The following is a 13,646-nucleotide window of genomic DNA, read 5'->3' on the forward strand; positions in this document are numbered from 1 at the left end:
ATTTATTAAAACAAACATTACTTGTCATGTCATACATGGTCACGATTAATTTTGGATTTCCATGTTTTGTTGAAGACTTTTTCTCCTGCTTCATATGCAGTCAGAGTGTTAACGAGGTAAAACTTCGTTTCGTCACTCCACATCTCACTGACTGTTTCAAGTCTCGTTTTCCAGTTCTTCCTGCCTAATGTTAATTCCCATTCACATCGAACGTGAGCTGATAATGGGTCGTTTTCTTTTATGGTCCATGTGTTTTTATTTTTACTTTCATATTGAACACCATTTGAAGGCAACCTTCGTGCCCCTTCATCTGAAAAATCAGATAGTGTCCACACACCGTTAATCGGATTATGAATAACTTCACGTGTCCGTTCTTCTTTTCGAATGACGTCTCGTTCCATCACCTGTGCAGTTTCAGGTGCCTGAAAGTGTCCGCAATCCTTATCTTCCGGCTGGGGGATGCGAACGGGCAGCTCCATGCATGTACTTTCTCCCATATAGAGTGTTAAATCGACCGGTTTTGGTGACGGCCATGCTGAAGGCCAATATGTTGGCGACAATGCCACTTCCAAGCGGTGTCCCGCTGGAATCTCCTGTCCAAGCGAATCCAATCTTACTTTAATCTGATATTTCTTACCCGGCTCCAATTTTTCAGGATACTCATGAGAATTCCGATGCGTTAAATTCAACATCCCCCAACTAATTAAAGTGGATTCCCCAGAAGGTGCCTTATCCATTAGCCGAACTGAAAGTAATGCATCCTCTTGATTCGCCGACAGTACAGCATGAAATACGGGGTGACCAAGGAGCTCCAACGATTCTTTTAATGGCTCAGAAGTAAATACAACTGCCTTGCCATTTTCCAGTCGCTGGTCTGCCGGTAAATCCCCGGGCTGGCCGAATGGACAAAAGACGCCTGAATAAAATCCATGTTCCTGCACACTTGGAATTAAGATCTTTTCTCCTGACCCCTTAGGAATGTCAGTTGTGATTCGTCCATCTGAAAGCCACCAGTTTTGTCCTTCTACATGTGGTGATGGCCATGCGGGATCTGCTACCCATTTTCCCGGACGTTCATCATAGCTCACAGCCGGCAATTCGCTTTTTTGAATATAAGAAATCAATTTCGGTTCGTCCATAATGCCTGTATCAATGCCTTTTAACCAATGGTCATACCAGCGCAGTGCCTCCTGCAAAAATCCAATCGCCGGTTCCGGGGTTGCCACTTCTGGATACTCGTGGGCCCATGGACCAATAAGGCCTTTACTTTCTTTTGGCAGATGCTCTAAAAGACGGAAAACGGAATCAGTATATCCATCCTGCCATCCGCTTACCGCAAACACAGGAATTTGCATGTCAGAATAATCCTCACAAATCGAACCATGTTTCCAGTAATCATCACGACGCTGGTGACGGACCCATTCCTCCACAAACGGAGGTGTATTTTTTAATCGATCGAGCCAATTTCCCTTCCAACTTTCACCAACAACTTTCGGATCCTGTGGTCGAGCATTGTAGGCAAACATCGTTGACGCCCACCAAAGCATATCAGAGGCAAGCAGATTCCCTCCACGATAATGGACATCATCTGCATAACGGTCATCGGTTGAACATAGCGTAATAATCGTTTTTAGTGCCGGATGGTTTCGAGCAGCTACCTGCAACCCATTAAAGCCGCCCCAGGATTTTCCGATCATGCCAACTAAACCCGTACACCACGGCTGATTCGTAAGCCAGCTTAACACATCAAGAGCATCGTCCTGCTCCTGTTTTAAATATTCATCCAATAGAATTCCATCTGAATCTCCGGCGCCCCGGATATCGACACGAATACTTGCGTATCCATGACCGGCGAAATAGGGATGACGTACAGAATCACGGATAGCCGTAAAATCATTTTTTCGGTATGGCAGATATTCCAAAATAGCCGGGACTGGATTTTCCTCCGCATCCACTGGGATCCACATGCAGGCAGACAGCTTAGCACCGTCTGACATAGGGATCCACATATTTTCAACCTTTTTCACGTCTCTTGTAAAATCTGTTTTGATTCTGCGTTTCCCTGAATCTCTTATATTAAAAACCAAACTTAACATCCTTTCCCTACATAATCCTAATATCGATCGAATGTAATTTCATTGCGTCTTTCCGGCTCCACTACATTCATGACGCATTCTGTCACTAACTGGAGGGTCCGTATGATCGCTTCTTCCTTTGAATACCCCCGTCGGTTATTAATATACGTATTCATCATGCCCTTCCAAACCATAAGCGTGATATCAGCAATGTATTGGACGTCTTCTTCCTTTAAATAACCTTCCTCCACTGCACCCAGAATATAAAGCGCGCTGCGTTTGGAAAAATCATATTCCATTAAAATTGATTGAAGGTCTTCTGGTAATCCCGTTAAATCCTGATGATGAACTGCATAATAGTCATCAAACAATTTTTGTGGAGATGATCCCAGATTGTCCAGAAAAATAGTCGAATAAATCTCTGGCTGCTCGAAAGAATGTTTACAAAAACATTCCCATGAGTACAACCATTTTTCTACTATATTTTTTCCTAAACCCAGATAGTCTGGCAGGTCTTTTACATAATCTGACGTAAACCGCATTGCTGCGAAAAATTTCAAGTGAGCAAGATCCTTAAAATAATTGTACGCAGTCGATGCAGTAAACCCTGCACGGTCGGCAATCTTTCGAATCGTCATCTTTTCAATTCCTTCTTCTTCAATTACTTCCGCAGCTGCATCAAGAAAGTATTTCCACATACGCGCACGTTGAAGTTCTTTTCTCTCTTTACTCATTTATTTACGTCCTCCAATTACTAATTTGTCTCTCGTTTTTTTACATAAATATGATTGTTTTCATTCTTCTTCAACCAATTAACCAAGGAAATGGCCATTAAGACATACATCACTAAGACAGGGACACTTACTAGTACAGACGATGTCTGAACCACATCGAGCCCTCCCGTCATCGTTAAACTAATGGCAAGCGCTGATAAAAGCACACCCCATAATAAACGATGCCAACGAGCAGGCTGGGCTTCTCCCTTGAGCTCTTTCGTCGCCACGCTCGCGATGACTAAACTCGCTGAGTCAAGAGATGTAGCTAAAAAGATGAATCCAAGAACAACAAAGAAAATGGATACGATAATTGGCATTGGTAAAGAATTTAGGAGAGCGACGATAACAGATGGATCACCTGATGCTGCTTGAATGTCGGTTAATGATAACTTTCCTGATAACTCAAGGTCCATCGCATATCCGCCAAAAACACCAAAATAAAGCCAGCTGCCGACAGAACCCCAAAGAAGTACATGGAAAATAAGTTCTCGAATCGTTCGGCCTTTAGAAATGCGAGCGATGAAAATACCGGCAAATGGTGCTGTAGCTGCAAACCAAGCCCAATAAAAGACAGTCCAAGCTTGTGGGAATCCGCTTTGATTTATCGGGTCTGTGTATAGACTCATTTTCCAGAAATTATCAAACATTAAACCGAAGCTATTAGTAAAATAAGATAAAATAAATAACGTCGGTCCCACGATAATAACAAAAAGAGCTAGCCCTAATGCCATGTATACATTGAAATCACTTAGCCTGCGAATTCCTTTATACAGACCGAAATACGCACTGGAACTGAAAATAATCGTCCATACAATGATAATGACAATGTTTAAGCCTAGTGATGGTTCGATTCCAATTAGATTTCCAAGGACAGCAGAAATCATTGGAACTCCGAGTCCTAGCGATGTTCCTAGTCCTCCAATCATACTCCAAATCACGAGTACATCAACGGCTTTTCCAATAAAGCCATCTGCGTGTTTTCCAAGCACACCTCGACAGGCAGAACTGATTTTCAATGAAGGGTTTTTTAGCACATAGAAACTGTACGCCATTACAACAGCTGGTAATGCATAAAGCGCCCATGCTGAAATCCCCCAATGAAATAATCCGTAAGTTACAGCATACTCTGCAGCCTCGTTCGTTTTTCCTTCGATTCCGAACGGCGGCCCAGTATAGTAATAAAGCGGCTCGACAATGGACCAGAACATGATACTGGTTCCCATACTTGTTGTGAACAACATGCCTCCCCAACTGAACTTGGAAAATTCAGGCTGATCGTTTATTCCTCCTAGTTTCACCTGACCAAACCGGCCAAACATCAGCCAAACCAATAAAATAAACAAACCGATTGTCAAAAACTCAAACATCCAATCTAATTTGAACGTAATCGAGGTTAACATTCCCGAAAGAACAGGACCTGCTGATTTCTGAAAAATAACAAGCAAGACCGTAACCACAGCAATTAAAATGATAGATGGCCAAAATATGGATTTTTGTACTTTAGAATGATTCATGTATCTTCACATTCCTCCCCAAATAGATTTTTCTTTCTATAAAAGTTCCATCCATTAAATGAATATGTTCATTTAATGAACATGTTCATAATATCATATAAAAAATAATAGAACAATGAATGTTCTATGCTGCTTAATTTTCAAAATAGGGTGTATCTTATTGATAAGAAATAGACTGAACGATAAAAATCGATCAGTCCATAAGTACTTATCATATTCCATTAATACGCTCCCATTGTTGAAGATCATTAATCCAATCCTATTTAAGAAGAGCTACCCGTTAGTGAAAAAGCGATGCCTTCTTCCAGTATCACACACTTTCGTTTAGTTTAAGCTTACTGATTGTTTAAAATGACTTTCCTCTTTTCTATTTGAAACATAACTATGCAAAATCATACCAAGAATGACGATAAAAATACCGCACCAAGATAATGGAGAAGGAATTGGTATCGACAAAAATATTAGTTCCCCAGCTAATGCAAAAAGTACTTCCATTGATTGCGTTGCTTCAATAGCAGCTAACTTTTGCATATTCCCTCTCACCATATCAGTTGCTTTGAAAAATAAGACAGTAGCAATGACTCCAGAACAAATTGCCACCAATAAAGATTGAAGACTCTGCCCCTGACTTGGTAATCCTACGGTATAAAAGCCATACAAGGAAAGTAAAAACCAGAATGGAAGACTTGCCAGTGTCATTCCTAACACTCGTTGATACGCATCTAGACGCCCTTCACACACATCCATCATTTTACGATTCCCAAAAGGATATGCAAACGATGCTATTAGAACGGGGACGACTCCCAGTAATAGACTTTCTAAAGAAAGGTGTTTAGCATGTTCAATTTGCATTAGAACAATACCTAACAGGATGATAAGGGACATTGTAAGACCTTTAAAGGGAATTTTCTGTCTTATCTGTAAAGGCCCATTCTTTGTGTATATCGTTTCAAAAAACAACGGTGCAAGTAAAGTACCTGAAATAATAGTAATTTGCCATGTTCCAGCGATAAGCCAACCAGGTGAATAAGCAGATGCAAAACATAAAGGAGCATAGAATAATCCAAAACCAACAAAACTGCATGAAACCCATGTTCCTGGTTGTTTTCTCATTTCGTTTAAGAGTGGTCGTAAATTTTTTCTAATTATTACAATACACAAGAGAAATGGAAGCATAAATATATATCGGAGCGAAGCACTCCAAATCCAACTACCACCCGACAACTCCATAGATGCATTAAGAATAAATGTAAAAGCAAAAAAGAAGGCTGCATAAATACCTATTAAAATTGGTTGCAAACAGAGCTCACCTCGACTCCGTTTGTTGTGTAAGCAGTTCGCCAAGACTTAGCCAGTTTTCCTCTACAAGACGGACAACTGTTTCGTATTCCCGATTTTTACAAGCTGATATAATTTGATTGTGCTGCCCAACCGAATTCAACCCTTTTAACGTTGTAAATTGTGAAATCTCTAAACGTTGAATTTTAGGTAGACTGCGTTCTAATGCGAATACTATTTCAGGGTTGCCAGACACGTCTAAGAAAACCTTGTGAAAAGTTCCATCTGCCTCAATCGCCTTAATTACATCACCTTTTTCAATTGAAAGTCGCAATTTCTTATTACTAAACTCTAATTCTTCAATATCCGTTTCCTTTAATATAGGACATGCAAGTCGAGCAGCTAAAGCATGTAAAACTGCTACAACAGTAAAAGCATGTTTCGCCTCCTCTAATTTTAATGGTGCTACACGAGTAGATGACCCTGGAAGTGACTCAACAAGTCCTTCATCTTCAAGTCGTTTAAGGGCTTCCCTAACAGGGGTGCGACTAATTTCAAACTTCTCTGCTAATTCTTTGTCATTTAAGCGTTCTTCTGGATGTAATTCCAAGGTGATAATCGACTTTTTTAGAGTTTGATATACTTCATCTCTAAATGACAAACGTTTAATTGGTTGTATTATGTCTTTTTCCATAAAACCAATATATCGCATATTGGTTTTATTGACAATTATTACTTCAACTAAACTTTTTTTGCGTCAATACTGATTCTACAACTGGGAGAGGAAGGTCGATCAACTATGGTACGGTAGAGCCCATCCGTTAGTCTGACTCCACCGACAAAGGTGCTTATTCGGGAGTTCATCTGGTGCCGAATTAGCCTTGGAAGCAGCGAGTAAAGTACGACTCTTTATATACGAACCGCCTTTCATTATTAATGACGGCCGTGCACCGTACCAGTGGAACGGCGCATTCTGAATGGTCAGGTCAGGACCATTCGGCAGTTATGATGGCTCCTGTTTCTCCACGCCACTGAGCATTCACCCTCCTCCCCCATGTAAAGTTATAAAACATATTCCTTAGTTTTTCGATCAGATTTATAAGTTTAAATATTCTGATAAAATTTTCAGAAAAAGCTTGAACTTCCCTCTGATTTGATGTAAGTTTAATCAAAATTGAATAATTGAATTTCTTATCAAGAGAGGTAGAGGGATTGGCCCGATGACACCTCAGCAACCATCAACGTGCTCAACGTTGAAAAGGTGCTAATTCCAGCAGGTTCCTTGAACTTGTAAAGATAAGAAGAATGACAGATCTACATACAAAAGTCTTCTTCTTAGGAAGGCTTTTTTCTTTTTTTATAGCGTCTTACCAACTAAGGAGGATCATTGATGTACAAATTTGAAACGAAACTAGCGCAGATCGGAAACCGCAGTGAGAGCGTGACAGGAACAGTCAATCCACCAGTATACTTTTCAACTGCCTATCGACACGATGGAATCGGCCAATCGACCGATTATGATTATATTCGAACAGGAAATCCAACACGAAAGGTTCTTGAAGAGACCATCGCCGACCTTGAAGGCGGTGAACAAGGATTCGCATGCAGTTCTGGGATGTCTGCCATCATGACCTTACTCTCGTTATTCCAGTCAGGAGACGAATTTATCGTTTGTAAAGATTTATATGGAGGTACTTACCGGTTGTTTGAAAAAGGTTTCCGTAAATGGGGGCTTGACTGCAAGTATGTAGATACGTCAGACGCAACATCGATTGAAAAAGCCGTCACAAACCAAACGAAAGCGATTTTCATCGAGACACCGACCAATCCGCTTATGGAAGAAACAGATATACCAACCGTTGCTGCGATTGCCAGGGAACATGGATTGTTGCTCATTGTCGACAACACATTCTACACACCTCTATTGCAACGACCGATCGAGCTTGGGGCGGATATCGTCATCCATAGTGCCACCAAATATTTGGGAGGTCATAATGACGTGCTGGCAGGGTTGATCGTTGCGAAAGGAAAAGAACTGTGTGACTCATTGGCAGACCACCATAATGCCGTAGGTGCTGTTTTGAGTCCCTTCGATTCCTGGTTGTTGATGAGAGGTATGAAAACATTATCATTGCGCATGGAAAAACATCAGGTAAACGCGCTGCGGATCGCTGACTACTTGTCAAAACACGAAGCTGTCACCGATGTGCTATACCCCGGTCGAGGCGGGATGCTCTCTTTCCGGATCATCGATGAATCCTGTGTCGATCCGTTTTTACAAGCCCTATCGCTGATAACCTTTGCGGAAAGCTTAGGAGGGGTAGAGAGCTTCATCACCTATCCTGCCACCCAAACACATGCAGATGTACCAGAAGAAATTCGAATAAAAAACGGTGTCTGTAACAGACTGCTCCGGTTTTCTGTTGGGATAGAAGATACAGATGACCTCATCAAAGATTTAGAGCAATCACTAACAAAAGCATGTACGGAGGTATTAACATGAGTCACCGAAATCAACTTTCATTTGAAACGAAGCTGCTTCACAATGAGCATAAAATCGATCCGACGACAGGCTCGGTCAGTGTACCGATCCATCCCTCTTCTACCTATCACCAGTTCGATATCGACCAGTTCGGAAAATACGATTACAGCCGTTCATTAAATCCGACAAGGGAGGCATTGGAAGATACAATCGCTTCGCTGGAAGAAGGGACGAGAGGTTTCGCTTTTGCATCTGGAATGTCTGCGATCTCAACCGCTTTCCTCCTTCTGTCGCAGGGTGACCACGTTCTCATCTCTGAAGACGTATACGGCGGTACCTATCGGATGGTGACAGAGGTACTATCAAGATACGGAATTGACCATACATTTGTGGATATGACCGACCTTACAAAAGTTGAAAAGCAGATCCGTCCAAATACGAGAGTGGTTTATGTAGAAACGCCTTCGAATCCGTTGCTGAAAGTTTCAAATATCGAATCGATTGCAAAGCTGGCGAAACAAGCAGGCGCCCTTACATTTGTCGATAATACGTTTTTGACCCCGGCAATACAAAAGCCATTGGAACTTGGAGCCGATGTCGTATTGCACAGCGCGACTAAATTTTTGTCAGGCCATAGTGATGTCGTAGCCGGTCTTGCCGTCGTTAAAGATGAGGCGATCGGAGAAAGATTGGCATTCTTGCAAAACTCATTCGGCGCAGTCCTAGGAGCTCAAGATTCATGGCTGGTACTCCGCGGATTGAAAACACTTCATGTAAGACTTGAAAAATCGATGGAATCTGCCGGGAAAATCGCTCGCCATCTCCAAGGACATCCATTGGTGAAGCACGTCTATTATCCTGGACTTCCAGATCACAATGGGTATCAATTGCAAAATAGCCAGGCAACTGGTCCAGGGGCAGTCCTTTCTTTTGAGCTTGAAAATGAAAGTGTCTTACGATCATTCGTCGCAAAGGTGCAATTGCCTGTATTTGCAGTTAGTCTTGGGGCAGTTGAATCTATCCTTTCCTATCCCGCGAAAATGTCACATGCTGCGATGCCAGAAGTGGAACGGAGACGGAGAGGAATCACGAATTCGTTGTTGCGATTATCAGTCGGTCTTGAAAATCCAGATGACCTCATCCAGGATTTTGTGACAGCCCTGGAACACCAGGTCAATGTTGGAGCAACAACAGGCTATTAAAAACTAGTGTACTACCTCCCTATCAATGAACCTTTCTGGGCCTTTATCTGGTAAACTGGAATCAGAATGTCGAAGTAGGCTATAGAGAACATAGATTGAAAGAAAAAATCGTAGTACAGCCCGCGAAAATGATGCCAGCTGCCTACAATCGCTTTAGTTTACGTCTTTCAAAAATGAAGTCAGACAAAGTCGGCTCGATTCTAAGCAAATTTTTGAAAGAGTGCCGTGTGGCCGTGATTACAAGTACTGGGGTCACTTGAAAACGGAAGAACCATTCGATGTCTATAGTGACGGGGATTACAGTTCCCGCGTGATTCCAATTGATACAGAAGTCGATGATCTTGAGGTCACTCATATCTATTACGACACAAAGCATACAACGTGGATAAAACTATCGTCTGTCCCCCTGCCCCAGTTTAGGGAGGCTGCTGAAAAAGAACAATCGGGTCGATTTCCGAGGTGAACATCGGGTTGAATGGCGGAACATTGAACCCGGAACCACATGAAAAAGAAACCGCTCCCCTTGTCGTCGAAGAACTGAAGAAAGACAAGGGGGATATCGTCCTGCTTGTCCCTGGCTGAGGTGCCTGCCATAACATACACGGTCTGTATGCTCGAGCTTTAGAGAATTCAGGAATTTCAACCGTCATGATCAGCCCGGGGATTGCAGAAAAACTGAACATACCAAGAGCGTTCATGCCTGGCTTCAAACTAGGGCGTCCATGCGGTGAGCCGTTTGATTTCAAAACCAGGACGGACGTGGTCAACGAGATGCTGAAGCTGCAACAAAGCCAGCAGAAAAAATCCAACTTATGAAAAATGAGAGTGACCAGCTTGTGATTAACGGGGTTAAATAGCGTAATATTCACAGGCGGTTACCCAAAGGAATTCACAAGAAAAAGAGCTTTTTCAAGCTCTTTTTTGATGCTTATAGACAATTGGAATTACTCCTTTAAAGCGCCCCTACTATGTCCACGATTAGTTGAAGAAATGACCTGAAATTATCTCTTTTCAAAAGCTAATTTCATTCCTAGGGTTATCAACATAAATCCTGTTAATCGTTGAAATACAGAAAGAAATGATGGTTTATTGAACCATACTCGAATATAATTGATCAAATTAACATAGAAAAACAACCATATAAAAGTTATTAAAACTGGTGTTATCCCTATGATAATCATCTGTAATAAAGTATGCTCGCCAGGTACGATAAATTGCGGTAAAAATGACATAAAGAAAATAACGGCTTTAGGGTTAAGCACATTCGAGAACATTCCTTGCAAGAAATAAGAACCTTTAGATGTTTTCTCCAAAGTGGTGGTATCCGAGGTTAAGTTTGGCTTTTTTGAAAAAAGTGTAAATATCCCCATCAAAATAAGAAATGCAGCTCCAGTATATTTAATAATTTTAAAAAGTAAAACAGAGTTAGCAATGATAGTAGATAAACCAAGAACCGCAATTGCTATATGAATTGTAATACCTGTACAAACACCCCCAACAGTTCTAAAACCTACTCCTTTTCCCTGAACAAGTGTATTTTTAGTGACTAATACTGTATCAGCACCAGGGGTAAGTGCAATCAATAAGGTTGTTATTACAAATAAATAATAATGATCCATAATAGCCCTCTCCCTCCACTAGACTTTATCATCCTAATATTATCATAAAAGAGGGTTATATCTGGCCCTTAAAAGGAAAGAGCACTACCCTTGTTCAAGAATAGCGCCCGATCGTGGTAAATTAGGATCTTCTTTTAATTTTCTTTCTATATTTTCAACTAAACCAGACGAGCACCAATAAACCATATATTGCCAAATTATTCCATAATTATACTAAATGGAAATAAAGGTTTGTAATCAAACGTGGAAGAGAGAGAAATTAAAATATTAAAGCATTTTTCATGATACTGTAACTTAAAACTGAATACTAGTCCCTACCTTATTTTCAATTGCTTTGTTGTAAAAATATTGGGCTACAACAATATCCACAACAGCTAGTCCAACTGATTTAAACACGGTGATTTCTTGATCGCTGACTCTGCCCTTATATTCTCCGTTTACAATTTGCCCAAGCTCTCCATAGATGTCGCTTGGCTTAAAAATTCCTTCGTTTATCGGAACTTGTAAATCACCAGTCTCTTCTAATGCTGCTTCTCTAGATTCCACTACTACTTTGTCGGCTAGAGAAATTACATGAGATGGTAACTCTTGCATTGTTGGTCTAAATGAACCTACTGCATTGACATGAACACCCGGTTTTAATGACTCTGAAAAAACTGGTGTTGAAGAATTTGTTGTAGTTACAATAATGTCAGCTTCTCGTACTGCTTCGTTTGAGTCTGAATATACTCGAACACGTTTATTATATTTCTTTCTAATATATTCACTAAATTCTTGTGCTTTTTGTTCTGTTCGGTTATAAAGTAAGATCTCTTCAATGTCTCGAACAGCGAGTACAGCTTCAACTAAACCTTTTGCTTGTTCTCCTGTACCGATAATACATAACTTTTTTGAATCTTGACGGGATAAATGTTTCGTTGCTACACCTGATAAGGCGCCTGTTCTAATCATTGTTAAATAAGAGCCTTCCAAAAGAGCGGTTGGTTCTCCTGTTTTGAAGTCTGATAGTATCACAATACCATTTATGGTTTTCTTCCCTAATTTCTTGTTATTTGGAGCTACGGTTGCTACTTTTAATCCAATGCTCCCGAGTTCTTCAGCCACGGAAGGCATTACTAATGCAGTATTTTGACCACCATCAAAGGGTAAGGCAGCACGAATAGGTGTAACTGTTCTTTCTTCTGAAAATTCCTTTAATGCGACAGCTACGTATTCAATGATCTCATTCATATCTACTAAACTTTTTTGTTCATCAGTATTTAAGATTAACATACTTTTTCATCCTTTTCTGCTGATATCATACCTGTATCTTTTTTACTTGAAAAATCGGAAGCCTATTTGTCAGTAACGTCCTAAGCCAAAACCATTGACCTAGAAAACCTTTAAAATCCCTTGCCTCTTGTTAATTAATAAACACCCCTAAGTGATCAACGGTAACTATATAACGTTTATTAATTTCTTAATTTGTTCAGCTGAATTATCAATAGCTACTCTTGCGAAGCGTGAAATTCATTTGGATCACTGCTTTGCATTAACATGGAATCGGTCATAACGAAGTGGTTCAATTGGAATCGATGTATCATTTTCATTGATCATTTCTTCGATTACTTTACCTGTAATCGCAGCTAAGCTTATACCATCCCCTTCATGTCCTGCTGCTATATAAAATCCCGGCACCTTTTCAACATGTGAAATGATTGGGAGGTGGTCAACTGTCCATGGCCTTAGTCCTGCGAATGTTCTGATAACAGTCATATCTGCTATTTTAGGGTAAAAACGAACAGCTCTTCTTGCGATATGGTTTATCACTTCATGATTCACTTTTGTGTCATACCCATTAAATTGACGACTACTACCAATTAAAAAGTTTTGACTTACAGTAGGTTCGAAAACTAATGCAACGCCATATTTATCAGTTAATGGATCTACTTGCCTCTCCCCACCAAATTTTGAAATGAGATAGCCAAATTCCATTACATTTCTTAATCCAACAGGCTGTTGCCTAGAAGCAACAATAATCTGACCTTTACGCGGTTTTATTAAAATGTCTATATCTAACATCTCTCCAATAAACGGGGCCCATACACCACATGCATTGACAACCTTATTAGCCGTAAAGATTCCGTTATTTGTCTCAATTACAAATCGGTCTACTTGATTTTTATAAAGATTTTTCACTTCCGTATTCGGATGTATTTTTGCACCGAATTGTATGGCACGATGAATCATCGAATATGTTAACATATAGGGATTTACTATAGAATCAGTCCTACACTCAAGCCCACCAGGAAGGTCGTCTGCAAAGTAATCAGATTCATTGCGTAGGTCTTCCCGATCCAACATACGAAAATCCAGACCTGCATCTTGTTGTTGCTGCACCCATTTTTGCGCAGCTTCCATTTCCGTTTCACTTTCACAAACTAAAACACTACCAGGGTTCCGATATTCAAATGGGATTTCAAGCTCTTTATTTAATTCATGTACCAATTGTTGGCTTTTTAGAGCCATTTGACTATCGAAGCCTGGATCTTTATCCACTGCTAAAATATTTCCATCGCATTTAGAGGATGTTCCACTAGCCAATTCATTCTTTTCAAGAACCGTTATATCTAAACCGGATTTTGAACAATAGTAAGCGATCGATGAACCGATAATTCCACCCCCAATTACAACAACATCACGATGAAAGGTGTTATTCAT

The 13,646-nt window shown here is 40.5% G+C and carries 12 protein-coding genes and 1 riboswitch; of the genes, 4 read left to right on the forward strand and 8 right to left on the reverse strand.

Annotated elements, in window-relative coordinates; translation table 11 throughout:
• Positions 1-29: 29 nt before the first annotated feature.
• From ACJROX_RS25525 to ACJROX_RS25545, 5 genes are all read right to left on the reverse strand, one after another.
• Positions 30-2,087 carry a CocE/NonD family hydrolase gene (locus ACJROX_RS25525; RefSeq protein WP_408008023.1) on the reverse strand — a complete coding sequence of 686 codons (2,058 nt, stop codon included), beginning with the start codon at positions 2,085-2,087 and terminating at the stop codon, positions 30-32.
• A 26-nt stretch (positions 2,088-2,113) separates the two neighbouring features.
• On the reverse strand, positions 2,114-2,809 hold the full coding sequence (locus ACJROX_RS25530) for a TetR/AcrR family transcriptional regulator (protein ID WP_408008024.1): 696 nt from the start codon (positions 2,807-2,809) through the stop codon (positions 2,114-2,116).
• A gap of 20 nt (positions 2,810-2,829) precedes the next feature.
• The gene (locus ACJROX_RS25535) at positions 2,830-4,365 is read right to left on the reverse strand and encodes a BCCT family transporter (RefSeq protein ID WP_408008025.1); all 1,536 of its coding nucleotides are present in this window, start codon (positions 4,363-4,365) and stop codon (positions 2,830-2,832) included.
• Positions 4,366-4,689: 324 nt separating this feature from the next.
• Positions 4,690-5,664 (reverse strand): multidrug resistance efflux transporter family protein, encoded by a 975-nt coding sequence (locus ACJROX_RS25540; protein WP_408008026.1) that lies wholly within the window; start codon positions 5,662-5,664, stop codon positions 4,690-4,692.
• 7 nt (positions 5,665-5,671) lie between these two features.
• A complete protein-coding gene (locus tag ACJROX_RS25545; RefSeq protein ID WP_408011773.1) occupies positions 5,672-6,337 on the reverse strand; it encodes a GntR family transcriptional regulator in 666 nt (221 codons plus the stop codon).
• Between the two features lie 494 nt (positions 6,338-6,831).
• Positions 6,832-6,946: riboswitch (SAM riboswitch) on the forward strand.
• Between the two features lie 87 nt (positions 6,947-7,033).
• Between ACJROX_RS25545 and ACJROX_RS25550 the strand changes: the two genes are divergently transcribed.
• The 4 genes from ACJROX_RS25550 (at position 7,034) to ACJROX_RS25565 (ending at position 9,909) form a co-directional block, all read left to right on the forward strand.
• Complete coding sequence (locus ACJROX_RS25550) at positions 7,034-8,146, forward strand: methionine biosynthesis PLP-dependent protein (RefSeq protein ID WP_408008027.1); 1,113 nt, start codon at positions 7,034-7,036, stop codon at positions 8,144-8,146.
• Positions 8,143-9,327 carry a cystathionine beta-lyase gene (metC, locus tag ACJROX_RS25555; protein WP_408008028.1) on the forward strand — a complete coding sequence of 395 codons (1,185 nt, stop codon included), beginning with the start codon at positions 8,143-8,145 and terminating at the stop codon, positions 9,325-9,327. Before ACJROX_RS25550 ends, metC begins: the two co-directional genes overlap by 4 nt.
• A 256-nt stretch (positions 9,328-9,583) precedes the next feature.
• Positions 9,584-9,790 (forward strand): hypothetical protein, encoded by a 207-nt coding sequence (locus ACJROX_RS25560; protein ID WP_408008029.1) that lies wholly within the window; start codon positions 9,584-9,586, stop codon positions 9,788-9,790.
• Complete coding sequence (locus ACJROX_RS25565; protein WP_408008030.1) at positions 9,787-9,909, forward strand: hypothetical protein; 123 nt, start codon at positions 9,787-9,789, stop codon at positions 9,907-9,909. The genes ACJROX_RS25560 and ACJROX_RS25565 overlap by 4 nt, the downstream gene beginning before the upstream one ends.
• Before the next feature lie 419 nt (positions 9,910-10,328).
• Here the strand turns inward: ACJROX_RS25565 and ACJROX_RS25570 are convergent, their stop codons facing one another.
• The 3 genes from ACJROX_RS25570 to ACJROX_RS25580 form a co-directional block, all read right to left on the reverse strand.
• A complete protein-coding gene (locus ACJROX_RS25570) occupies positions 10,329-10,946 on the reverse strand; it encodes a LysE family translocator (protein WP_408008031.1) in 618 nt (205 codons plus the stop codon).
• Positions 10,947-11,240: 294 nt separating this feature from the next.
• On the reverse strand, positions 11,241-12,218 hold the full coding sequence (locus tag ACJROX_RS25575; protein WP_408008032.1) for an ornithine cyclodeaminase family protein: 978 nt from the start codon (positions 12,216-12,218) through the stop codon (positions 11,241-11,243).
• Positions 12,219-12,464: 246 nt separating this feature from the next.
• Positions 12,465-13,646: an NAD(P)/FAD-dependent oxidoreductase gene (locus ACJROX_RS25580; protein ID WP_408008033.1), complete on the reverse strand. Its 1,182-nt coding sequence runs from the start codon at positions 13,644-13,646 to the stop codon at positions 12,465-12,467.

Origin of the sequence: Pseudalkalibacillus sp. A8 (genome assembly GCF_045920555.1) — a bacterium.
Taxonomy (GTDB): Bacteria; Bacillota; Bacilli; order Bacillales; family Fictibacillaceae; genus Pseudalkalibacillus.